This is a genomic window from Acinetobacter sp. YH12096 (genome assembly GCF_013419215.1).
In the GTDB taxonomy this organism is placed as follows: Bacteria; Pseudomonadota; Gammaproteobacteria; order Pseudomonadales; family Moraxellaceae; genus Acinetobacter; species Acinetobacter amyesii.
In genome coordinates, this window is sequence record NZ_VPAM01000003.1 from 151185 (window position 1) to 174688 (window position 23504).

General features: G+C 39.8%; 21 protein-coding genes. 15 read left to right on the forward strand and 6 right to left on the reverse strand.

Annotation, left to right across the window (positions count from 1 at the left end; translation table 11 throughout):
• The first annotated feature begins 160 nt into the window (after nt 1–160).
• The 7 genes from FTU36_RS02105 to FTU36_RS02135 all read left to right on the forward strand — a co-directional run bounded on the left by FTU36_RS02105 (nt 161) and on the right by FTU36_RS02135 (nt 10462).
• Entirely contained in the window at nt 161–2371 is a 2211-nt protein-coding gene (locus tag FTU36_RS02105; RefSeq protein ID WP_180116706.1) for a carboxy terminal-processing peptidase, read from the forward strand.
• Nucleotides 2372–2808: 437 nt separating this feature from the next.
• On the forward strand, nt 2809–4875 hold the full coding sequence (locus FTU36_RS02110; RefSeq protein ID WP_180116707.1) for an EAL domain-containing protein: 2067 nt from the start codon (nt 2809–2811) through the stop codon (nt 4873–4875).
• Between the two features lie 241 nt (nt 4876–5116).
• Nucleotides 5117–6709, forward strand: a complete 1593-nt coding sequence (locus tag FTU36_RS02115) for a peptide chain release factor 3 (protein WP_078189646.1) — start codon at nt 5117–5119, stop codon at nt 6707–6709.
• A gap of 106 nt (nt 6710–6815) precedes the next feature.
• Nucleotides 6816–7643, forward strand: coding sequence for a hypothetical protein (locus tag FTU36_RS02120; protein ID WP_180116708.1), 828 nt, complete (start codon nt 6816–6818; stop codon nt 7641–7643).
• A gap of 74 nt (nt 7644–7717) precedes the next feature.
• Nucleotides 7718–8674 (forward strand): RsiV family protein, encoded by a 957-nt coding sequence (locus tag FTU36_RS02125; protein WP_168378435.1) that lies wholly within the window; start codon nt 7718–7720, stop codon nt 8672–8674.
• A gap of 8 nt (nt 8675–8682) precedes the next feature.
• Nucleotides 8683–9504, forward strand: a complete 822-nt coding sequence (locus FTU36_RS02130; RefSeq protein WP_180116709.1) for a TatD family hydrolase — start codon at nt 8683–8685, stop codon at nt 9502–9504.
• A gap of 151 nt (nt 9505–9655) precedes the next feature.
• Nucleotides 9656–10462 carry an enoyl-ACP reductase gene (locus tag FTU36_RS02135; RefSeq protein ID WP_078189642.1) on the forward strand — a complete coding sequence of 269 codons (807 nt, stop codon included), beginning with the start codon at nt 9656–9658 and terminating at the stop codon, nt 10460–10462.
• 150 nt (nt 10463–10612) lie between these two features.
• Here FTU36_RS02135 and secB read toward each other — a convergent pair whose 3' ends face one another.
• The 4 genes from secB to rsgA form a co-directional block, all read right to left on the reverse strand.
• Nucleotides 10613–11068, reverse strand: a complete 456-nt coding sequence (gene secB / locus FTU36_RS02140; protein ID WP_078189641.1) for a protein-export chaperone SecB — start codon at nt 11066–11068, stop codon at nt 10613–10615.
• 40 nt (nt 11069–11108) lie between these two features.
• Nucleotides 11109–11363, reverse strand: coding sequence for a glutaredoxin 3 (grxC, locus tag FTU36_RS02145; RefSeq protein WP_078192689.1), 255 nt, complete (start codon nt 11361–11363; stop codon nt 11109–11111).
• Nucleotides 11364–11383: 20 nt separating this feature from the next.
• Nucleotides 11384–11791, reverse strand: coding sequence for a rhodanese-like domain-containing protein (locus tag FTU36_RS02150; RefSeq protein WP_078189639.1), 408 nt, complete (start codon nt 11789–11791; stop codon nt 11384–11386).
• A gap of 93 nt (nt 11792–11884) precedes the next feature.
• Nucleotides 11885–12943 carry a ribosome small subunit-dependent GTPase A gene (gene rsgA, locus FTU36_RS02155; RefSeq protein WP_180004539.1) on the reverse strand — a complete coding sequence of 353 codons (1059 nt, stop codon included), beginning with the start codon at nt 12941–12943 and terminating at the stop codon, nt 11885–11887.
• A gap of 125 nt (nt 12944–13068) precedes the next feature.
• Between rsgA and orn the strand changes: the two genes are divergently transcribed.
• On the forward strand, nt 13069–13626 hold the full coding sequence (gene orn / locus FTU36_RS02160; protein ID WP_067763591.1) for an oligoribonuclease: 558 nt from the start codon (nt 13069–13071) through the stop codon (nt 13624–13626).
• Nucleotides 13627–13682: 56 nt separating this feature from the next.
• Here the strand turns inward: orn and FTU36_RS02165 are convergent, their stop codons facing one another.
• Nucleotides 13683–14123, reverse strand: coding sequence for a GNAT family N-acetyltransferase (locus FTU36_RS02165; RefSeq protein WP_180116710.1), 441 nt, complete (start codon nt 14121–14123; stop codon nt 13683–13685).
• 198 nt (nt 14124–14321) lie between these two features.
• Between FTU36_RS02165 and FTU36_RS02170 the strand changes: the two genes are divergently transcribed.
• The 7 genes from FTU36_RS02170 (at nt 14322) to FTU36_RS02200 (ending at nt 23150) form a co-directional block, all read left to right on the forward strand.
• Complete coding sequence (locus FTU36_RS02170; RefSeq protein WP_180004537.1) at nt 14322–15092, forward strand: ThiF family adenylyltransferase; 771 nt, start codon at nt 14322–14324, stop codon at nt 15090–15092.
• A 114-nt stretch (nt 15093–15206) separates the two neighbouring features.
• Entirely contained in the window at nt 15207–17021 is a 1815-nt protein-coding gene (locus FTU36_RS02175) for a tetratricopeptide repeat protein (protein ID WP_180116711.1), read from the forward strand.
• A 236-nt stretch (nt 17022–17257) separates the two neighbouring features.
• A complete protein-coding gene (locus FTU36_RS02180; RefSeq protein WP_180116712.1) occupies nt 17258–20380 on the forward strand; it encodes a type VI secretion system Vgr family protein in 3123 nt (1040 codons plus the stop codon).
• 2 nt (nt 20381–20382) lie between these two features.
• Entirely contained in the window at nt 20383–21486 is a 1104-nt protein-coding gene (locus FTU36_RS02185; RefSeq protein ID WP_180116713.1) for a hypothetical protein, read from the forward strand.
• Nucleotides 21487–21502: 16 nt separating this feature from the next.
• Nucleotides 21503–22282, forward strand: coding sequence for a tetratricopeptide repeat protein (locus FTU36_RS02190; protein ID WP_180116714.1), 780 nt, complete (start codon nt 21503–21505; stop codon nt 22280–22282).
• A 162-nt stretch (nt 22283–22444) separates the two neighbouring features.
• Nucleotides 22445–22927 carry a tetratricopeptide repeat protein gene (locus tag FTU36_RS02195; protein ID WP_180116715.1) on the forward strand — a complete coding sequence of 161 codons (483 nt, stop codon included), beginning with the start codon at nt 22445–22447 and terminating at the stop codon, nt 22925–22927.
• On the forward strand, nt 22911–23150 hold the full coding sequence (locus FTU36_RS02200) for a tetratricopeptide repeat protein (RefSeq protein ID WP_180116716.1): 240 nt from the start codon (nt 22911–22913) through the stop codon (nt 23148–23150). Before FTU36_RS02195 ends, FTU36_RS02200 begins: the two co-directional genes overlap by 17 nt.
• 1 nt (nt 23151) lies before the next feature.
• On the opposite strand, the gene FTU36_RS02205 is transcribed toward FTU36_RS02200, so the two are convergent.
• Nucleotides 23152–23504, reverse strand: a 353-nt coding sequence (locus tag FTU36_RS02205; RefSeq protein ID WP_180116717.1) for a transposase family protein, incomplete at its 5' end; no start/stop codon positions are given.

Below are 23504 nucleotides of genomic sequence, written 5' to 3' on the forward strand. Positions count from 1 at the left end.
CTGAATTCTGCAATGATTTGCTACACTTTGTCAGCAGAGAATATGATAAAACTACACGACATAAACATATTAAGTTGTTTAAGATTTTGAATCTATTCAATTCAGGTCGAAAACCAACACGGTAATATTGGTCTTAATACCAAGGAAGTACAAATTATTTATGAAACTTCAAACATTAGCTTGTGCCGTTGCGATTGCGACAGGTGGATTCTTTTTCACTCATGTGGTGAATGACGCAATTGCTGCCAATAATACAGAAGCAGTGAGTGCGGGTACTATTCAACCCACTCAAGAACAAGCCTTGGTCTCACGTCAGCTTGCAACATTGGTAGACCGTCAACACTATTTAAATCAGCGTTTAGATGCCAATACCTCTAACCGTATTTTAGATTTTTATATTGATAGTTTAGACGCTGAACATACGTTGTTCTTGGCACCGGACATTGAAAATTATAAAAAACGTTATGGCCCAACTTTTGGCGCAAATCTCAAAGCGGGCAATTTAACAGGGCCGTATGCCATTCATGCGCAATATCGTGAGCGCTTAAAACAGTTCTACACCTATATGTTGGAAGAGCTGAAAAAGCCACAAAATTTAAATCAACCGAATAGCTACATCGAAACCGATCGTGAAAAAGCGCCATTCTTTAAGTCGACAGAAGAACAGCGTGCGCATTGGAATAAAATGTTGGTCTCTCAGCTGATCAATTTAACCATCAGCAAAGAAGAAGAGAAAGCCAAACAGAAAGCGTTGAAAGATGATCCTGCCCTAGCAAATGGTCAAGATTTAACTGGTCCTGAAGATTTAACTCCTGAACAGACCTTAACTAAGCGTTATACACGTCAGTTAGAGCGGATTAGTCGTTTAAAAAGCGATGATGTGCTTGATAAAACTCTGAATGCCATGATGCTGACGTATGATCCGCACAGTAACTATTTTCCGCCTGTAGATGCGATGGAATTGAACCGTCAAACCACGTTGCAATTGGAAGGGATTGGGGTGTCGATTCGTCCTGAACGTGGCAACGAAGACTACACCAAAATTGAAACGATTGTAGAAGGTGGTCCAGCCAGCAAATCAGGACAAGTCAAGTCAGGTGATCGCATCGTTGGTGTTGCCCAAGATGGCGACAAAATGGTGGATGTGATCGGTTGGCCGAGCAATGAAATTGTCGGACTGATTCGTGGTAAACGTGGCACCAAAGTGACTTTACGTTTATTGGGTGCTGGTGCGTCCATGAATCAAGCGCGAAATGTCACGATTGTACGTGATGTAATTCAAGAAGAAGATGCGGGCGTGCGTTCACGTACCGTTGAAATTGAACGTGATGGCAAAAAACATAAGTTTGGTGTGATTGAAATTCCATCGTTTTATTTGAACTATCGTGCCCGTCGTGCAGGTACAGATTACCGCTCTGTGTCAGAAGATACCAATAAAGCCTTAAAAACATTAGATGCGCAAAATGTTGAAGGCATCATCATTGATTTGCGTAACAACCCAGGTGGCTCACTTGAAGAAGTGGCGCGTATGCTTGGACAAGTGATTAAATCAGGTCCAGTGGTGCAAATCCGTGATGGTAATGGCAATGTCAGCGTGTTTGAAGATGATGATGGTGGCGCGCAAACTTATGCAGGCCCATTGGCAGTATTGATTAACTTGGCTTCGGCATCTGCGAGTGAAATTTATTCTGCTGCGATTCAGGATTATGAACGTGGTGTGGTGATTGGTAGTACCACAACGGGTAAAGGTACTGCACAGGTGCAACTTGACTCTTTAGCCTATGGTCAAGCGACCTTAACGCAACGTAAATTCTACCGCGTGACTGGCGGCAGTACCCAAAATAAAGGGGTCGTGCCTGATATTAAGTTGGTTGATATTTACAATGAAGAGTTTGGTGAACGTAAAGCGAAAAATGCTTTACAGTGGGATACCATTCCTACAGCACCGTTTAAACGTGAAGGCTCGATCCAAGCCTATGTTCCCGATTTGATTAAGTCATCTCAGCAACGTGTCAGCATTGATCCGCAATTTAAATATTTAGAGCAACGTACTGCGATTGCGAAAAAGACGGAAGAGCAAAAGCGTGTGGTACTAGACTTAGCGAAGCGTAAAGCCGAGCTGTTGGCACTAGAGCAAAAGTCTTTGGATGCTGAAAATCAGCGCCGTAAAGTGGTGGGTCAAAAACCTTATGCCAACTGGGAAAGCTACCAAGCGTCTATGGATGCATTGGTGGAGGCACGTGCAAAAATGAAGGCAAACCAACGTCCAGCACTGCCTGAAGAAGAAGTCTTTGTGACGGAAGCAGCAAACGTGCTAATGGACTATGCCAAATTACAAGGCAAAACGCATACAACAACAGCCAAAAAGTAAGTAATTCATCCATAAATAACATTGAGATGATTGCTTGAGTTTTTGACAGAAAAGATGAATTTATCCATTGAGAAATAGCGAGCTACGGCTCGCTATTTTTTTTGTGAGTAGGGCGGTGTTCGATTTAAATCTAGAAAGCAATCTATAAATGATTCTAACTTATTCATTTTATTATGATTAGAAACTGTTCTAAAATAATAAACACCTGATGCAATTTTTATCAAAAGTTTAAGTTTTAGTGAACTTCATCAAGCTTTATTTTTTTAAATTAATCAGTTGCTTAAAATCTTGAAAGAAAGACTTGACCATTACCGTAGACTAATAGATTCTAAGAGAAAATAAGTAAGTAATTGAAAATGTAACAAGTTAAAGGGAAGAGATAGATTGGGTAATTCGGTTAAAGAAAGTGCCACGATAACCTAAGCGGAACGCTTGATATGACCCATATTCATTATGATTACAATCTGGTCGTTGGTTCAATCGTAGTTGCATTATTAAGTTGTTACTTAGCTGTTTCACTCGAACAAATGTTGTTCCGTGGAACACGACCAAGATATGAAAATGTCATTTTATTATTCAGCGGTGCAATTTTAGGTGCTGCGATTTGGTGCATGCATTTTGTAGGTATGATGGCCAGCCATTTGCCTTCAAATCATAGTTTTGATACTAGTCTGACCCTAACATCTTATTTTATCGCCTTTGTTGCGTCCACTTTTGCCGTGTGGTTAACCACACGACTGACGCTACCATTTCCTCGTTTAATTTTAGGCTCAGTTTTAATGGGGCTAGGCATTTCCGGAATGCATTACACGGGGATGCTGAGTTTAGACGTTCAGGGTTATGAGCAACGATACGAACCTTTAATTGTTATCTGTTCAATTTTAGTTGCGATCTGTGGCTCGTGTTTGGCATTTTGGCTAACGTTTAAAAATAAATACTCGCCAAAACGTAACATCATGAATGCCTTTGTTGCGGTCATGCTGACTTTTAGCATTGTCGCTATGCATTATATTGGTATGGCAGCTGTTGATTTTGTACCGCTAAACTCGATGGATGTATTGGTTGCGGCTCAAATTAACCATAATTTATTGCTATTTATTGTCTTATTTGTCACCAGTTTATTGTTGATGGCGGCCTTTAGCGTTGCAGTACTTGAGCAACGTTTAGAACATCGCAGTTTGCAGTTGATGCGCGCAAATCGAGAACTGGCTAATCAAGCGGTACAGGACAATTTGACCCGTTTACCTAATCGACTATTTTTGGCTGAATATGCACATTTTCTATTTACAGAGCATCGCTTAAGACAAGATAAAATTGCTTTTATTTATATTGATATCGACCGTTTTAAAGCGGTCAATGATGTGTTTGGACACCATGTGGGTGATCAACTACTGATTCAAATTGCCACACGCATTCACCGTTTAATTAATGATCAAGCCAAATTGCTACGAATCGGTGGGGACGAGTTTCTGATTGTACTTGAGTCGGCAAGCAATGATTCTGCCACAGCAATGTCTGAAAAAATATTGGAATTGATGCAAGAAAGCTTTTTGATTGCAGGTAAGGAAATTAACATTTCAGGCAGTATTGGTATTGCGATGTACCCTGAACATGGTGCGAACTTACAAGACCTACTGATCAATGCAGACACTGCAATGCTGAGTTCAAAGTATCAAGGGCGTAATACCTATTCATTTTTTAATTATACCGCCGACCAATTTGAAGAAAAAAGTCAGACGAAACTGATCAATGATTTGTATAAAGCGGTAGAAGAACAGCAATTTATTTTATTTTATCAGCCAAAATTTAATGCCGTTGATCGTGAAATTTGTGGAGTAGAGGCCTTAATTCGTTGGAATCATCCAACTCTAGGTATGCTGACGCCAAATAAGTTTATCAATGGTGCAGAAAAAACTGGACTGATTATTGCCATGGGCTATTGGGCGCTTGAAGAAGCCTGTAAGCAAATTCAGCACTGGGAAAAGCTGAACATGCCGCTGTATCCGATTGCGGTCAATTTATCAACGATTCAGTTTGAACATAAACACTTATTTAGTACTTTAGAGTCGCTTTTTGCACGGTATGAAATTAACCCGTCACATTTAATTATTGAAATTACCGAGTCAACTGCGATGCATCATATCGATGCCAGTATCGTGACTTTTGAACATTTGAGAAAGATGGGGATTAAAGTTGCGATTGATGACTTTGGGACGGGACATTCAAGTTTCTTATATTTAAAAGAACTGCCTGTAGATGAACTGAAAATTGACCGTGAGTTTATCCGCAATTTGAGCGTCGGTTCTAAAGAAGAAATTATTTTAGAAAGTATTATTCACTTGGCAATTCGACTGGGGCTAACAGTCACTGCAGAAGGTGTAGAGACAGAACAACAAGCAGAAATTTTAAAACGTTTAGGTTGCCAACAGTTGCAAGGATATTTGTTAGGAATGCCGATGCCAGTGACACAGCTTGAAGAAAGCATGAAAGCGAAAGTTGAATAAAGTCATTTGTAGTCTTATCGCATTGCCAATGAGTATAGAAAAAAGACAGTGGAATACGTTATATCGTCGATAAAAACAGGTCGTCATCCAATGTAAAACATCAAGACACGCCACGCTAAGATTTTGACTCAACCCGATGTGGTTGATTATTTTTAATGGTCAATCTGATACAATATCGCCAATTTTCCATATTGATCAGATCTGATCTTTTGCACTGCGAGTTTTGCAGTAGGTGTCTTTCATGAGTTTTAAAGAAGAATTAGCGACACAGGTCGCTCAGCGACGTACTTTCGCTATTATTTCCCACCCCGATGCCGGTAAAACCACAATGACAGAAAAACTGTTGTTATGGGGACAGGCGATTCAGGTTGCAGGTATGGTAAAAAGCCGTAAATCTGATCGTGCGGCAACGTCTGACTGGATGGAAATGGAAAAAGAACGTGGGATTTCGATCACCACTTCGGTTATGCAGTTCCCGTTTAAAGACAAGATGATTAACTTGCTCGACACCCCAGGGCATGAAGACTTTTCTGAAGATACCTACCGTACATTAACTGCCGTTGACTCTGCACTTATGGTGATTGATGGTGCAAAAGGTGTCGAAGATCGTACGATCAAGTTGATGGAAGTGTGTCGTATGCGCGACACGCCGATTATTTCATTCGTCAACAAAATGGACCGTGAAATTCGTGAGCCATTAGAACTGCTTGATGAAATCGAAAACGTATTAAAAATTAAATGTGTTCCGATTACTTGGCCACTGGGTACAGGTCGTGACTTTGCCGGTGTATTTAACCTACTCGAAGAAAAATTCTACGTTTATAAGGCAGGTTTCGGTTCAACCATTACGGATATTGAAGTCCGTGATGGCTATGACTATGCAGATTTGCGTGAAAAAGTCGGCGATCTCGCTTGGGCAGCATTTGAAGAATCATTGGAATTGGTTCAAATGGCCAACGAGCCTTTAGACCGAGATGAATTTTTGGCAGGCCGTCAAACGCCAGTCCTGTTTGGTACGGCACTTGGTAACTTTGGTGTAGACCATGTTTTGGATGCATTTAGTCAATATGCGCCTGAACCTAAAGCACATCCGACGCAAGACCGTAAAGTTGAAGCGACTGAAGAAGGCTTCACAGGTTTCGTCTTTAAAATTCAAGCCAATATGGATCCAAAACACCGTGACCGTATTGCATTCATGCGTATCTGTTCAGGTAAGTATGAAAAAGGCTTGAAAATGAAACATGTGCGTCTAGGTAAAGATGTACGTATTAGTGATGCTTTGACGTTCCTTGCCGGTGACCGTCAACATCTTGAAGAAGCATGGCCGGGTGACATTATCGGTTTGCATAACCATGGTACGATTCAGATCGGTGATACCTTCACTTCAGGTGAAGATTTACACTTTACCGGTATCCCTCACTTCGCACCTGAAATGTTCCGTCGCGTGCGTTTAAAAGATCCATTGAAGTCAAAACAGCTACAAAAAGGCTTAAAAGAACTGTCAGAAGAAGGTGCGACTCAGGTCTTTATGCCGCAAAACAGTAACGACTTAATCGTGGGTGCTGTGGGTGTGCTTCAGTTTGAAGTGGTGGCATATCGTCTGAAAGAAGAATACAAAGTTGATTGTATTTACGAGCCTGTAAGCATCAATACCGTACGTTGGGTATCGTGTGATGACGAGAAAAAATTCAACGAATTTAAGAAAAAAGCACATGACCAATTGTCTGTCGATGGCGGTGGTCATTTAACTTATCTTGCACCAAGTCGTGTGAATTTACAGTTAATGCAAGAACGTTATCCGGATATCGTGTTCCGTAATACACGTGAACACTAAGTTGTTCTTTTACAGAAATAAAACAGCTTCTTCGTGAAGCTGTTTTATTTTATGGTAGAGTTTTTAAATTCATACATTACGCAATCATTTGGTCGTTTAGGACATCATGAAAATATTCAAGGATGCTACAGTTTTTGCACTTTTGGGGGGTGTTTTGCTGCTCGGTGCATGTGATTCAGGAAAAGAAAACAAAGCGACAAAGCCGGCCGATGATGGCGCTTCTGAAGCGGCCGTGATCAATCCAGATGTTTTGCCTTATTTAAATATCCAAGAGCAAGCCGCTAAAATTGCCAAACCGTTTTGTGAAAATAAAAGTTGTATTGATTTAGAGATACAAACCATTCAGACCGTAGATACGTGGTTGAATAGCTGGATTGAAAAGAATCAGGCGAGCGTCGTACAAGATCAGATTGCACTAAAGCAGAATATGAATCTCCAACAAGCTGTCGATGCGTATGTGAAAAAATCAGATGCTTGGCAGGCCGAGTTTAAAACCAATAAAGCCTATGAATTGGCGATGTACACACGAGTTCCATATCAACGGAATCAATATGTGCTGCTGCAAATCGGTGTCGATACCAAACAGGAAAATATCACGGTCAAAGAGCGCTATTATTTTTTTGTGGCAGACCGTCGTGCGAAAAAAAATCTCAAACCCTTAGATATTATTGATGCAAAGCAGCAGCAAAATATGGATGCCATTGTGCAGCAAGCCTATGGCAAATGGTTAGATGAACAAGATGTGGATGTCAAAAAATCGGCACCGAAAAAGCTCTATTGGGGCCAAGCAGATTGGTTCTTTGATCAAGAAGGTGTCGGTTTGCATTACCGTACAGATGAAATTATCAAAGATAGTACACAACTGGATATTTATCTCAGCAAAGCGCAAACACAACAAGTCTTGAAAGCTGATGTGTATCAGCATATGTTCTAAACAACGAAAGTATTTAATTTGATGAGATATTTACTGAGATAAATATCAATTATTCGAAATGAAAGGTTGAAGCAATGGTGCAAAAAAATAAAATTTGGGCAAGCTCAATATTGGCAGTTTCTGTTGCATTCACGGCGTGTCAGCCACAACAAGCTGAACCTGAAAAAAAGCCGGATCAAGCCAAAACTGAACAGCCAGATTTGAGTGCAAAACTGATTGGTGATGCGGAAAAATTACAACTGAATTTACCTGAATGTGATGGCGGGGTCTGTCCTGAAATTTCAGTTGAACGCTTAAACAGTAATCAAGCCTTTATTGATGAATTTATTGATGCGGAAATTTTAAAACAGTTGGGAGAGATCCTGTCTGTTTCGCCTTTAGAAGATAAAACGCTGAGCAAAGACGCTCCCGCTGCAAGTGAAGTACCTGCAGCGTCTGAAGCAAAATCTGCTTTGGCAAAGGTTGAAACGCCCAAATTAAAATTGGAAAAAGCCACGCAGCCTTATATGCAAGCATTTTTAAATTTAGATAAAGAGTTGAAATCTTTAAGCGCCAATCAGCAAATCAGTTTGATGATTAAACCTAAAATATTGAATGCTGAAAAACCCTTGGCAACAGTGGTTTTAAATACCAGCTCATATTTAGGTGGGGCGCATGGTTCTTCTGCACAGCAATATTATAACTTCGATTTAAGCACTCAAAAATTGGTACAGCTCAATGACATATTGCTGCCCAATCAACGTACTAAACTTGAAAAGCTGGGCTATGAAGTCTTTAAAACTTGGGTGAAAGATGCCAAGTTGGCGGACAATGTTCAAGAATATGAACAGATTTGGAAATTTAAACTGTCTGATAACTTTTATCTAAGTCAGCAAGGTCTAATTTTGCAATATGCCGAATATGAAATTGGGCCATATGTGGCGGGTTTACCACGTTTGACCATTCCGTATGATCAATTGCAAAGTATCTTGAAAAAGCAATATCTACCAGTAGTTGAAGCTGCTGAAGCCTCAGCCGTAAAAGCAAATTAATTAGTTCAATGACTTACTCACTGTTTGATACGCATACGCATTTTGATGTTCCTGATTTTGACGCTGATCGGGAACAGTTGGCGCATGCTGCCAAACAGGTGGGTGTCGATGCTTTGGTATTAATTGGTTTTGTGCAGTCACGTTTTCACGATTTGCTGCAAACCCAAGAGTTTTTAGCTCGTTTATCCAATGCTCCCAAAAGCTATTTAGCCCCCGGCTTACATCCGTTTTATATTGAGCAACATCGTACAGAACATTTGTTCGATGTGGAACAGCTGCTAAAGCAGCATGATTGTGTCGCTATCGGTGAAATAGGTTTAGATACCTTTTTGAAACAGCATAAACAGCCCGAACTTTTTCAAAAGCAGCAGCAGTATTTTTCCGCACAACTTGAATTAGCACAGCAGTTTGATAAACCCATTTTGCTGCATATTCGCAAATCCCATGCGGAGGTGCTTTCGATGTTGAAAAAGCATCGATTTAAACTCGGTGGTATCGCACATGCTTTTAGTGGTGGTGTTGAAGAAGCGAAGGCATTTACCAAGCTAGGTTTTAAAATTGGTGTAACGGGGCAAATCACCAATCCCAATGCAAAAAAATTACATCAAGTGGTTCAGACTTTAGGGGCGGCACATTTGGTCTTAGAAACCGACTGTCCCGATATGACCCCCTTATGTTGTCAGCATTCGACGGAAGGGCGTACTCGTAATACGCCGGTCAATTTGCCCTATGTCTTGCAGGGTTTGGCTCAGAGCTTAAACCGTACTGAATCTGAGATTGCACAGATCTTATGGAGAAATTCATTACAAGCATTGCATTTGGACGCTTAAGCGGCAACAAATATTGACGCTGCTTGATTGAATCAGGTTTTCTCCACATTGTTTATACAATGATGGTTTTCTAAAAAAAGGCGCATTATGCAATTTCTAAAATGCTTTAGACTTGGCATTATGCTGTTAAATTATTTTGAGTGAGTTTCACATGGCACAAGGACTATTGGCTGGCAAACGCTTTTTAATCGCGGGTATTGCAAGTAAGTTATCAATCGCATTTGGTATTGCGCAAGCTTTACATCGCGAAGGTGCAGAACTGGCTTTTACATACCCAAATGAAAAATTAAAAAAACGTGTAGATGATTTTGCTGAACAATTTGGTTCAACTTTAGTTTTCCCATGTGATGTCGCAGTAGACGCTGAAATTGATACCGCTTTTGCTGAACTTGCTAAACATTGGGATGGTCTAGATGGTGTTGTGCATTCAATTGGTTTTGCACCGGCACATACTTTAGATGGCGATTTCACTGATATTACCGACCGTGAAGGTTTTAAAATTGCTCACGACATCAGCGCATATAGCTTTATTGCGATGGCTCGTGCGGCAAAACCTTTATTGGCTGCACGTCAAGGTTGCTTATTGACGCTGACTTACCAAGGTTCTGAACGCGTAATGCCAAACTATAACGTTATGGGTATGGCAAAAGCGTCACTAGAAGCAGGCGTACGTTATTTGGCAACAAGTCTTGGCGCTGAAGGTATTCGTGTAAATGCGATTTCAGCAGGTCCGATTCGTACCTTAGCGGCTTCAGGGATTAAATCTTTCCGTAAAATGTTAGATCTAAATGAAAAAGTCGCACCGCTTAAACGCAATGTCACCATTGAAGATGTCGGTAATGCAGCATTGTTCCTTTGCTCACCTTGGGCAAATGGTATCACAGGTGAAATTCTGTATGTTGATGCTGGCTTTAATACTGTAGGTATGAGCGCTGATCTAATGGCAGATGCTGAGTAATTTGCTCCTCCCTTTTTTAAAGGGAGGGTGGGAGGGATTTTGTTAAGTAGAAGTAAATCCCCCTCATTCCCCCTTTTAGTAAAGGGGGAAGCTAAAAGGCAATAAAAAAGACCGCTAAAAGCGGTCTTTTTTATATCTGAGATCAAGTAATTAAGCTTGGCCTTCAGCAGCAGTTTGCGCACGTTGCAAATTCGCTTCGAATTCAGCATCGAAGTTAATTGGTGTAAGCAATAATTGTGGGAAGCTGCCTTTAGTAACCATATCGTTCACTGCTTCACGTAGGAATGGGAACAAGATATTTGGGCAGTAAGCACCAAGAATGTACGGAAGACGTTCTTCTTCAACGCTATCGATCAGGAAGATACCTGCTTGAGTAACGTCAACGATAAATGCAGTGTCACCCGCATTGTTCGCTTGAACGACAACTTTCAGTGAAACTTCGAAGTGTGTTGGATCAACTTTTTCTGCAGAAGAAGAAAGGTTGATATTTAGTTCAGGCTGCCATTCTTTAGTAAATACTTGAGCCCCAGGTACTTCGAAAGAAATATCTTTAGTATAAATACGCTCTAATGCCAATTGTGGTTGAGCTTGTTGTTCTTCACTCATTGTTTATTCCTTAATATGAGGTGACGATTTATGTTTAAAATTAAGATAGCATGCTGTCGAGTTTGCCTTCACGCTCTAAAGCATAAAGTTGGTCAAAACCGCCAATAAACTGATCATTAATAAAAATTTGAGGAACGGTACGGTGGTTGGTGCGTTGCATCAATTCAACACGTACTTCAGGCGCTTCATTTGATAAATTAATTTCTTTATAAGCCACGCCTTTACGCTCTAGGAGCTGTTTTGCACGAATGCAGTAAGGACATACAGTTGTTGAATAAATCGTAACTTCAGCCATGTTAATCTCCTAAGAAGCGCTTATTTGCTTTTAACTAGAGGTAAGCCTTGAGCTTTCCAGTTGCTAATGCCGCCGTCTAAACGGTATGCATCTGCATGACCGACTTGTTGCAATGCAGAACCTGCCACTTGACCAAGGTTACATACAAAAACCAACGGGCGATCAGAAGTTTTTAACTCTTCAATGTGTTTTGTAATTTGGCTATATGGAATATTACGGCTACCGCTAATATGACCTTCGCGGAAGTCTTTCGCATCACGTAAGTCAATCAATTGAGCATTTTTAGCTTTTACTAAAATCCCTAAAGATTGAGGTGAAATTTTGCGACCATTACGCTGGCCTTCAAGAATAAAGAACAGCACGACCAATACAGCCAGCGTTCCAAATAAGAAGGGGTGATTCCCCATAAATTCGAACCAACGTTCCACAATTCACCTAACTACAATTTTAAATTGCCAAGAGTATAGCCCATAAATATGGTGATCAAAATCACCCCTTCAAGGGCATGAACAGAATAAAAATTAATTTTTTTGCTGCGCTTCCGTGATTTCGTCGATCAGACGTAAATAACTGTCTAATCGGCGCGGCAAAATTTCGCCATTTTGAGCCGCCATTCTAAGCGCACATTGCTTTTCATGTTTATGCGTACAGTTACGGAACTGACAATAACCCAAATGTGACTCGATCTCAGGGAAACCTTGCTGAACTTTTTCCAATTCTAGGTGCCATAAACCAAATTCACGGATTCCAGGTGAATCAATCAATGCAGAACCTTCACCAAACGCAATCAAGCGCGTAGAGGTGGTGGTGTGCTGACCGAGCGCGGAGTTTTCCGAAATAATATTGGTTTTTTGCGCAGCATCCGGAACAATGGCATTAATTAAAGTACTTTTACCAACCCCAGACTGACCTACAAATGCGACAGTTTCACCAGAAAGTCGAGCAGAAAGTGCGCTTAAGTCACCATCGGATTGGGTTTGCATGACCTCATAGCCCAAGTCACGATATTCTTGTAATAGCGTTAAGATCGGATCGTTGTCTTTAAGTAAGTCTGATTTATTTAAGACCAATAAGGCTGGAATATCAGCATCTGCACAGGCCACCAAATAGCGGTCAATCAGGCCAGGTGCTGGCTCAGGAAGCGGTGCAAATACAATCACAATCAGGCTGACATTGGCTGCGACAGGTTTCACTTTGTGATAACGGTCAGGGCGTGTCAGTAAAGATTGGCGTGGATGAATCGCGGTAATAATCCCTAAACCTGTGATCGGGTCAGCTTGCCATTTGACACGGTCACCCGTCACCAATAATTCGAGATTGGTACGGGTATGGCAGCGCCAAACACTGCCTAATTCGATGGGTTTCCAATGGGGTTCAGGTTCACCTGCTTGCACAATTGGTTTTTCAGGATGTTGGTCGGGTGTAGACAGCGCTTGAACTTCAAGTTGACGACCATAATGTTGGACGACCAAGCCTTCCAAATCTGCAGAAGTATCGATTTCTTCCTGACGAGATTTATGTTGCTTCTGAATGCGACGTTGCTGCTGTTCAGTCAGTCGGCGCTTACGAATTAAAGCCATTCATATCCTAAAAAACCATGAAAACTAGATGGCAAAAATAGCATGAAAGCAGGGTCTATTTACAGCGCAAGCCCAATAAATTTGCTACTATGTTCATTTTTACAGCCTAATAAGATTGCACATTTATGAGCAGCACACCTGATACACGCCTGATTTGGATTGACCTTGAAATGACAGGTCTAGATACAGATAACGACCAGATTATTGAAGTTGCAACAATTGTGACGGATGATAATTTAAATATTCTGGCGGAAGGGCCTGTGCTTGCGGTACATCAGTCTGACCGTGTGCTCAATGCGATGGATGAATGGAATACTCGCCAACATGGTCAATCAGGCCTAATCGAACGTGTACGTCGTAGTAAATTGACAGCACAAGATGCTGAACAGCAAACTTTAGAATTTTTGAAAAAATGGGTGAATCCAAAATCATCACCAATGTGTGGTAACTCAATTTGCCAAGATCGTCGTTTCTTACATCGTTTAATGCCTGAAATGGAACAATACTTCCACTACCGTAATCTCGATGTATCATCAGTGAAAGAATTGGCGAAACGCTGGCGCCCAGAGATTATGGGTGGCTTGAAGAAAAATGCCTCGCATTTAGCAATGGATGATATACGTGACTCGATTGCAGAGCTTAAATACTACCGTGAATATTTCTTTATTATGAATAAAGACTAAGGTTGTAAGAACGAAAAAGAGGCGAAAGCCTCTTTTTTTTATCCGAGATATTTTCTCTATCGTTGATAGATGTTGGCTTGATGAATCTCGAGAAAACTTGCAGGCTGAGCCAAATCAGTGAAGCCAAATTGACGATATAAACCATGTGCATCCGCCGTCGCAAGCAACATGCGTCTTAGATCTGAGGAGCCACATTTTTCAAATAAAGTACTCACAATTAATTTTGAATAGCCTTTGCCTCGATGCTCATCGGTGACATAAATATCGGCTAAATAAGCAAAAGTTGCATAATCCGTAATGGCACGACCAAAACCGATGAGTTCATCATCGAGAAGTAGGGCCACGGCCAAAGAGTTTTCAATCGCTTTTTTCACCACATGTTTTGGAATATCTTTTGACCAATAGGTATGGCTTAAAAAACGATGCACGGTGTCTAAATCCATTTCATTTTTGTCATTGGTAATTTTTAAATTATTTGGCAGAGGATGGATGTCCATGGCAATACACACTTGAGTTTTTGATCTATGGTTATATTTTTAAAGCAGATCTCCGTTCGCTGTAAATGTTTATTTTGATGGATTTAGACCTGATGCGAATGCTGCTCTGTTGCGCTGTCTGCTGAATTGCGTTTTATCAAAGAAAAAAAGCAGTGAATTTGCTAAAATGGCGGCTGATTTAACTCTGCCTCCAAACCTATGACTGAACTGCTCCAAGATGATGAATATGACCGCCGTTTTGCTGGCGTAGCCAAAATATATAGTGATGAAAGTTTTCATCATTATGAAAAAAGTCATGTCATGGTGATCGGGATCGGTGGTGTAGGCTCATGGGCGGTAGAAGCTTTAGCACGTACAGGTATTGGTGAGCTAACCTTGGTCGATATGGATGTGGTTGCTGCATCGAATATCAATCGACAATTGCCTGCCATGAGCACGACACTGGGACATGAAAAAATTGAAGTGATGGCAGAGCGCTGCCGTGCGATTAATCCCCGAATCAAAATAAATTTGATTGATGATTATCTTACGCCTGAAAATGTCAAAGAAATTTTGGCAGGTGCTCCTGACCTAATTTTAGATTGCATTGATGATGTGAAGGCAAAATTTGCCTTAATGCTACATTGCCGTTTTAATAAAATTCCGTTGATCGTTTCGGGTGGAGCAGGGGGTAAACTTGATCCGCTGAAAATCCGAGTCGCAGATTTATCAAGAACAGAGCAAGACCCGATGTTAGCTAAATTGCGGACACAATTACGTGGCAAAGGCATTTGTAAAAAGCCGAAAGAAAAGTTTGGCATCACCTGTGTTTATTCAATTGATAATCCATTTTCCAGTGCTGATGTTTGTCCAAGTGCAGGCTTACGTTGTGGTGGATATGGTTCAGCAGTAGTCGTGACGTCCAGCTTTGCGATGGTGGCTGTGTCAGAGGTGCTCAAAAAACTTGATGCAAAACGAGCAAAAGCATGACAGCTATCTCATTTTGAAAAAAATAAAGCACCGAATTCGGTGCTTTTTTTGTATATAGAATTAAAATCAGACACAATGTTGGAATAATTAAAATATTGATTTTTTGGGGCGAGTATGTGGTTTTTACTGATACTAATTTTGGGGATGGGAGCACTTGCGTTTTGGATGTGGAAAAGACCTGATCCAGTAAAACGCGATCAGGCTAAAGCAGTTGGGCATGACTTGTGGATAGACCAATTAGATGCACAACTGAAATTCGCAGAACGTTTAATGCTTGATGCACCAACCGACTATACGCGTGCCTATGAGTTGTATCAAAATTTAGCCAAACAGCATGAAATTCCGCAGGCCTATGTCGCTATGGGGCAGATGCATTTACAAGGCTTAGGCCGAGAAGTCAGTGTGGAAAATGCGCTGGCTTTATTGGAAAAAGCCAATAGTTTAGGTAGCGATGATGCTGCATATGTGTTGGGGCAAGTTGAAGAAGGTATCTATGGCGGTGTGCCCAATATTGAAAAAGCGCAATACTGGTATCGACATGCGATTTCACGCGGTCATTTGGATGCACAATATCGACTCGCCGAACTAAACCCAGAAGATCAGACACATGCCGAGCAGCAACATTTAGATTTGTTGCAAAAAAATGCGGACAATGGACATGCCAATTCACAGTATCAATTGGCACAGTGCTATTTAAAACAAGCCACGCCAAATATTGCTCTGGGATTGGAATATTTACTGAAAGCTGCTCAACAAGATCATATGGCGGCTATTCAGCAATTGCAGCAGTTCTATGCTCAAGGAAAGTATCTTGCGCAAAATGATGAAAAGTCATTGCAATATTTAAAGCGAGGATTGCTACTCGGGCACCAGCAGCAGTTGTATGAATATTATCAAGCAGTATTGATGGGTAAAATCGACGTCGATCAGCGTCAGCGGGTTTATCATGACCTTTTGCAGCAGGCCAAAGAGCACAAAGTTGCAGCAGCCAGCCGATTATTAGGCATTGCACATTTTCATGGTTGGTACCTGGAGAAGCAGGAAACTTTAGGTTTTCGCTTTCTGACCGAAGCTGCTCAACTTAAAGATGCTGAAGCGATTAGTCTTATTGCAGCGCTGTATTTTGAAAAGTATTTGGTTAGTGATGATCCGCAAAAAGCATTTGAGTTATATCAAACAGCGTATCAATTCAAACCATTATTCATTAACCAAGTCGGTTTGGCCCTATGCTATCTACACGGCGTCGGTGTTGAGCGAAATATCAAGCAAGCGCAGCAACTTTTAGTTGAAGCGGCAAGACACTTAAATGATATGTCCATTACTTGTGTCGCCGATCAGAATTATGTGATTGGACGTTTTTATGCATTGCCAGAGTATCCTTTACCACATCGTGATCAGTGTCTGAGCTATCTGGAAAAAGCTGCAGAACAAGGTTCGCAGGATGCTGCTTGGTATCTCTACCGTTTAGCCATGGACAATATCTTGCCTGATGTACAGTTTGATGAAGCTCAAACCCAGCGAACATTGTTGAAGGCGGCGAAATTAGGCCATCCTGATGCACTTACGCAACTAGGTCTAGTTAATTTAAAAGGACAATGGGGAACACAAGATTTCCAACAAGCGTTGCAGTATTTCTCGCAAGCGGCGGGATTAGGAAATGTGACTGCCTTGTACCAGCTTGGTGAAATGTCAGAACATGGTTTGGGTGTGCAGCAAGATTTAACTCAGGCACATAGTTATTATGCACAAGCGGCTCAGGGGATGAATGCTGCGGCGTTAACGCGATTGGGCTATTTATATATTCATGGCATGGGCATAGAGCGTGATCTTAAAATTGCACAGCAATATTTGGAAAAAGCGGCCTTGCAAGGCTATGTCGAAGCACAAGAGCAATTGGAGAATATTCACGCATTTTTAAATACTAATTAATCGCGATGCAAAGCAGTAAGGTGGTATGAAGAGACCTGAAGTTTAGTTTGATGGTCTCTACATTTTTTTTATGCAGAAATAAATAGAGTAAAAATAACATAAAGAATTGATGTGGAAATTTGAATTTTTACTTACATAAAACCCAACAAAGCAGGCAGTTTATGCCTAGAAAAATATGAGTTTTTTTGATTAAATACCCCGCATATTTTATAAAAATCTGATTTTAGATAATAACGATGCTGAACAATATATATTCTGCAATTGAAAAATTGGGCATTAGTCCACAAAAACGTGCTTTGCACATTCAATTTTCAAATTCGACATTAAATCAGGCGGTATTTTTACAACGCATTGATGGGGAACATGCGCTTAGTACGGGTTTAAATGTTCAACTGATTTGTCTATCGACTTCTGCGACCTTAGAACTCAAACAATTTATTGGCACGCAAGTCGCAATCGATCAGGTAACCGATGCGGGTCAACTTTTTCGTATTACCGGGATCATTACAGAAGCATTTCAAGGCCAAAGTGATGGTGCATTAACGCTATATAAGTTGACCTTAGAAGATGCAACGGCATTATGGCATAAGCGTCGTAATAGCCGCGTGTTTATGAATAAATCGGTCAAAGATGTGGTCGAGATTATTTTTAAGGAATGGCAAAAAAAGAGCCCACTTTTTGCAGCGAGCTTAAGTTTGGACTTAAGTGGCTTAAAAAAAGAGTATGACGTTCGACCATTCATGATGCAAAGTAATGAAACCGACTATGATTTTATTACCCGCTTATTACGCAGTGAAGGCATTCATTGGTTGGTTGATGAAGCTCAATCTTTTGTAACATCGTCTGCGACACCCATAGCAGCCCAAAAGCTACGTTTGATTGATGATAATAGTCAATATCAAGCTTTGGAGCGACGTAATATCCGTTTTCATCGCAGTAGTGCGACTGAAAAAAATGACAGTATGACCAGTTTTATCGGTCAGCGCAGTCTGCAGCCGACGTCGGTACATGTGCAGCGGTGGCAGGCGGATGTGCTTGAACAGGACGAGGGTGGTGGTGCAGTACAAAGCAAGCATCTACATAGTCAAAATCAAGATAATGCGAGCTTAAGCTTAGAGCAGGCATGGCATGTGAGCCCTGCATGGATACAAGATCTGAATGGTGAAGATGCTGCAACTGCCTCTAATAGTGCTCAAGTTGAACGTCTCAATCAAAATTTTAGTGATTATTATGCGGCTCAAGCCAAACAATTTATTGCTAAAAGTACCGTGCGTGATACACAAGTTGGTTATTGGTTCAAATTGGATGAGCATCCAGAGATTGACCAGCATCGTGGTGCCGATCAAGAATTTTTGATTTTATCTAAGTCTTTTTATAACCAAAATAATTTACCCAAAGACTTAACCGATCAAGTTACACAACTGATCCATCAAAGTCAGTGGCAAGTCAAACAAAGCGATGCGGATGAACGCCAAGCCAATACCTTGGCTTTGCAACGTCGAAATATTACGACCGTTCCTGAATTTAATCCACTTACACATCGACCAGTAACACATCCACAGCGTGCCAAAGTTGTGGGTCCTGCCGGTGAAGAAATCCATGTTGATGAATGGGGACGGATAAAAGTCCGTTTCCTATTTACCCGTTCCGATGATCATGGTCATGATGGCGGTGCAGGTGCGAATAATAATGACACAGACTCGGCTTGGGTTGATGTGGTGACCCCTTGGGCCGGCGAAGGTTATGGTGCACGCTTCTTACCTCGAGTTGGTGAAATAGTTGTCGTTGATTTCTTTGATGGCAACATTGACCGACCTTTTGTCGTGGGTCGTATTCATGAAGCGCAGCGTAGTCCTACTAAATTTGACAATAAAGGACAATTACCAGATACCAAAAAACTCGCGGGAATTCGCTCTAAAGAAGTGGCCGGTGAGGGTTTTGGTCAATTACGCTTTGATGACACTACAGGACAGATCTCGACCCAACTACAAAACAGCCACGGGACAACACAACTGAATTTGGGGCATTTAAGCCATCCTAAAGAAACGGCAGAAAGTGAAAGTCGGGGTGAAGGTTTTGAGCTGCGGACCGATCAATGGGGGGCAGTACGAGCTGGACAAGGCTTATTGGTGTCGACTTATAAACAAGATGAGGCGAAAGGTGAGCACTTAAATGCAAATGAAGCCAAAAGCCAAATTGAAAGTTCCTTAAAGAGCTCTAAGGCATTAAGTGAGGTTGCCAAGAATCAGCAGACAGACCCACTGGAAGTTTTGGAAGGGCTTCAAGCGTTTATCGAAGTTTTAAGTCAAAAAGATGAGAAAAAAGCAGCAGAATTTAAGTCTGCTGTCATAGTGTTGGCTTCACCTAATTCGATTGCTTTAAGTAGTAATGAAGATATCCATGTATCTGCAAATGGTCAGATCAGCCAAACTGCAGGCAATAGTATGAACATTTCCACGCAAAAATCTTTAATAGGTCATGCAGGTAAAAAAATCAGTTTATTTGCAGCGCAAGAAGGATTGAGAGCATTTGCTGGCAAAGGAAAAGTTGAAATTCAGGCACAAGGTGATGGATTAGATCTGATAGCACGTAAGGGCATTCAGGTTATTTCTACCGAAGATACGATCTATATCACCAGCCCTAAAGAGATTAATTTAACTGCGGGTGGTTCACAGATCAAAATAAATGGTTCAGGTGTGTTTCCGACTACGGGTGGGAAGTTTGAAGCGAAAGCGGGGCAGCATAAGTTTATACTTGGAAGTAAAGTAAATTATTTTTTACCTAATTTACCATTTGCAGAGATAACGTATAGTAATAAAGTCGATATAGTAAGTATATTCCCTAAACAAGATTTTGAAGCTTTAAAATTCTCAGCAGTTTATGATGATGGAAAGTTAGTAAAAGGTAATTTAGATGAATATGGACGTACTAGTCGATTAAAATCAAATAAAGCTGAAAAGGTAAAAGTTCTTATTGGAGGCGAAAATTGGTTCTATTACGCGGATAGATTAGGTGGAACTCAAGAAGATGAAACCTATGTGAAATTCGTAGATTTTAATGGAGATCCAATTTCAAATTTGATGTTTAGATTACTAGATGATAATTCTAATGTATTAGCTTCTCTTAAAAGTGATGCAAATGGAGAAGCAAAATTTATTTCAAATAAAGTAAAACAACCTTGTATTGCGATTAAACGATTTAATAACTCTGAATATAAACCAATGTTTAAGATTGAAAGCGATTTTATTAGAGAGTTGGTTTTAATAAGTCCTAAAATATTAGTAGATATAGATTTATTGCCGGAAGGTGGTGATAAAGGGGATTATTTACGAAGTTATTATCAGGATCAGGAGATATAACTATGAATTATAAGGCAAGGCTAAAAATTATTTGTAGTGATAGAAATTTAGTACAAAGTTTAACTTATTCTTTTGTAAACGAAACAACAAAAAAATCCACTTCAAATGATTCTAAATTAGATTCAAACTTTTGTACAAAAGTTTTTGAGTGTGGAAAGAATGATTTAGTCAAATTTTTTTTATATAAAGATAAAAAATTAAAGTTTAAAGTGAAAGTTAAACCTACATTGAATGGTACCTATAGTGATTCAGTGTTTAGGTATCCTACATCTGTTGATACAACTAAGACACCTGGTAATAATAGAAATAGTAAAGGGAATGCTGTTTTTATCCCTTATAAGAGTCAACAACATTACGATGAAGCAAAGAAAAATCAGGAAAAATCCGAGAAAAATAAAAAAGTTGTAAAAGAAAAAGTTGAGAAATCAATAGATGATACTGTTGAAGCTAGTGGTTATGTTGGTGTAATGCTTACAGGTGCTAAGGTTCTTGAAAACAAAACTTTTCATTGGGGTTTAATTCATACGAAGGGTCCACAGCTGGCTACGCAAAGAATGAAAGAAATAACCAATTTTAAAATGTACGAAAATAACTCTGAAACTGATAAGGCAATTCGAGAAAAGCAGAATTTAAAAGAACAAAAAATAGCGCCATTGATGGCTAAAATAGATAAGCATAATAGTAAAATAGGTGTAGTCGGCGATGCTAAGGATGCAAAAGAAGTCTATACCCTATATAAGGCTAAAGACACAGAAGGGTTATCTTCCAAAGTTGGTGAAGTCGCTGGTGGTAAGGTTGGTGAGGCAGTTGGTGTGTCTCTAGCAGGCGTTTGTATTAAAACAGCAATCAAAGAGATACAAAATCCAAGAAACGCGTTGATTATAGGCGGCCTCTGTGCAGCAGCATATCATCATTCTGGTAGTGAATTAGGTGGAATGGCTGGAAAAGCAGTAGGTGAAACGAATCTTTCGAAAGAAGTTTCATTGGGCTTTACAGAAGCGTTGATACGTAAAGGTAAATATGACGATATAGCAGAAGAAAAAAGAATTGCAAAAGCAATTGAAAAAGATCCTGGATTAGCAAATCACCCATCTGGTGCAGATTAAAGGTTAGGTTAAGAGTATGAAAAAAATTGGATTGATATTATTTTGTACAATAATGTGTCTATTTTTTGCCGCTTGTACTAAAGAAAGTAATTTTCAAAACGGTACACATGTAGATAATAAAAGTTCAGAGCAGTTGTATGTTGAAGCTGGTGATTACTACCTAGGTCTTAATGGTAAGGAAAAAAATTATAAAAAAGCTTTTTCATTACTGATGCAGTCAGCTGAGCTAGGTCATTCAAAAGCTCAAACTGAAGTTGCTCGTATGTATTATGATGGGGTAGGCGTGAATCAAAATTATGAAAAAGCATTTTATTGGTTTGAAAAAGCAGCTAAGAAAAATGATGAAATAGGTTTGTATAACCTCGGAGTTATGTATAAAGAAGGTAAGTACGTAAAGCAGGATGATGTACAAGCATTAAAATATTTTGAGGAGTCGTCAAAAAAAGGACTTTCAGAAGCTCAGTTTACTTTAGGAACCATGTATTATCAGGGGGATGGGGTAAAAGAAGATGAGCAAAAAGGGATTCAACTGTATGCCCAAGCAGCCAAACAAGGGCATAAGGAAGCTAAATTTAATTTAGGTAATTATTATTTGAAGAATGAAGACTTAACTCAAGCAAAAAAAATATATGAAGAATTGGCAAATGAAAATTATGGGATGGCTCAGTATAATCTAGGTTATATCTATTTAAGTCATTTCAATGATGAAGAAAAAGCGAAACATTGGTTCAAACTTGCAAATTTCAATGGCGTGAAAGAAGCTAAAGTTGCACTTGACGAGTTGGATAAAAGTTGAATTTAGTTTTAGGAATTAAAATAAAAATAAATTGAAATAAAAAAAAGCCCCTCAGGGCTTTTTTATATCTGGGCCTTAAGGCAATTGCTGAATCGGACTACCACTAAAAAAGATCCGGGAAGGGCAAATCATCCCTATTTAGCAGATTAAATGGTTAATTTTATGATGAAAAAATTAAGTTCACTATTATTGTGTCTTGTGTTTGGTATTATATTTATTGGATGCGATAAACATTACAATACTGAGAGTAATAAGGATCAGAAAAATATCAGTCTTGTAGACTTGTATAAGGAAGGAGAGGATTACTATTTAGGGACAAATGGGAAAGAAAAAGACTATAAACATGCATTTGAAATTTTTAAAAAAGTTGCTGAGCAAGGTCACACTAAAGCTCAAGTTGATTTAGCACAAATGTATTATGATGGTGTTGGTACTAGCACGAACTATGAACAAGCATTTTTTTGGTTGGAAAAAGCAGCAAAATCCGAGGAGCCAGCGGCATTCTATAATTTAGGAGTAATGTATAAAGAAGGAAAATATGTAAAGCAGAACAATGCGCGAGCATTAAAATATTTTGAGCAATCCGCAAAAAAAAGGATTTTCGGAAGCTCAATTTACTTTAGGAACGATGTATTATCAGGGTGATGGGGTAGAAGAGGATGAAAAAAAAGGGATTCAACTCTATAGGGGTGCAGCTAAACAAGGTCATCAGCGTGCCAAATTTAATTTAGGTAATTATTACTTGAAAGAAGAAGATATTTCTCAAGCAAAAAAAATATATGAAGAGTTAGCTAATGAGAATAATGGTATGGCTCAATATAATCTAGGATACATTTATTTAATTCATTTCAATAGATTTCTTTCATAAGTCATTTTTCACTCAGCTCCAAGTTATAAATTCCAGCAATTAGATTGAATCTCAATGCTAGTCTTTTGCCTCGATTGCGATATCGCTCAGCAAGAATTTTGAAGGTTTTCAAACTGCCAAATACATGCTCAATTCCAATTCTTCTTTTATTGATTTCCTGATTATAGATTTTTAGTTCGGAATCCAGTTTACAGTGCTTCTTTGCTTTTAATGGCAACAAGCTATTCGGATACACTGTATAAATTCCCTGATAACCCTTATCCGCAAGGATAAATGCACCTGCAGGAATCTGATTCAAGTTACGTTTGAAGAGTTCGAAATCATGTACGGCACCACGACTCGTACATAAACTCA

Bases quoted from the DNA above. Each gene is read 5' to 3' on its own strand.
- FTU36_RS02105 (WP_180116706.1), top strand. From the start codon at position 161: ATGAAACTTCAAACATTAGCTTGTGCCGTTGCGATTGCGACAGGTGGA.
- FTU36_RS02110 (WP_180116707.1), top strand. From the start codon at position 2,809: ATGACCCATATTCATTATGATTACAATCTGGTCGTTGGTTCAATCGTA.
- FTU36_RS02115 (WP_078189646.1), top strand. From the start codon at position 5,117: ATGAGTTTTAAAGAAGAATTAGCGACACAGGTCGCTCAGCGACGTACT.
- FTU36_RS02120 (WP_180116708.1), top strand. From the start codon at position 6,816: ATGAAAATATTCAAGGATGCTACAGTTTTTGCACTTTTGGGGGGTGTT.
- FTU36_RS02125 (WP_168378435.1), top strand. From the start codon at position 7,718: ATGGTGCAAAAAAATAAAATTTGGGCAAGCTCAATATTGGCAGTTTCT.
- FTU36_RS02130 (WP_180116709.1), top strand. From the start codon at position 8,683: ATGACTTACTCACTGTTTGATACGCATACGCATTTTGATGTTCCTGAT.
- FTU36_RS02135 (WP_078189642.1), top strand. From the start codon at position 9,656: ATGGCACAAGGACTATTGGCTGGCAAACGCTTTTTAATCGCGGGTATT.
- secB (WP_078189641.1), bottom strand. From the start codon at position 11,068: ATGAGTGAAGAACAACAAGCTCAACCACAATTGGCATTAGAGCGTATT.
- grxC (WP_078192689.1), bottom strand. From the start codon at position 11,363: ATGGCTGAAGTTACGATTTATTCAACAACTGTATGTCCTTACTGCATT.
- rsgA (WP_180004539.1), bottom strand. From the start codon at position 12,943: ATGGCTTTAATTCGTAAGCGCCGACTGACTGAACAGCAGCAACGTCGC.
- orn (WP_067763591.1), top strand. From the start codon at position 13,069: ATGAGCAGCACACCTGATACACGCCTGATTTGGATTGACCTTGAAATG.
- FTU36_RS02165 (WP_180116710.1), bottom strand. From the start codon at position 14,123: ATGGACATCCATCCTCTGCCAAATAATTTAAAAATTACCAATGACAAA.
- FTU36_RS02170 (WP_180004537.1), top strand. From the start codon at position 14,322: ATGACTGAACTGCTCCAAGATGATGAATATGACCGCCGTTTTGCTGGC.
- FTU36_RS02175 (WP_180116711.1), top strand. From the start codon at position 15,207: ATGTGGTTTTTACTGATACTAATTTTGGGGATGGGAGCACTTGCGTTT.
- FTU36_RS02180 (WP_180116712.1), top strand. From the start codon at position 17,258: ATGCTGAACAATATATATTCTGCAATTGAAAAATTGGGCATTAGTCCA.
- FTU36_RS02185 (WP_180116713.1), top strand. From the start codon at position 20,383: ATGAATTATAAGGCAAGGCTAAAAATTATTTGTAGTGATAGAAATTTA.
- FTU36_RS02190 (WP_180116714.1), top strand. From the start codon at position 21,503: ATGAAAAAAATTGGATTGATATTATTTTGTACAATAATGTGTCTATTT.
- FTU36_RS02195 (WP_180116715.1), top strand. From the start codon at position 22,445: ATGATGAAAAAATTAAGTTCACTATTATTGTGTCTTGTGTTTGGTATT.
- FTU36_RS02200 (WP_180116716.1), top strand. From the start codon at position 22,911: ATGTATTATCAGGGTGATGGGGTAGAAGAGGATGAAAAAAAAGGGATT.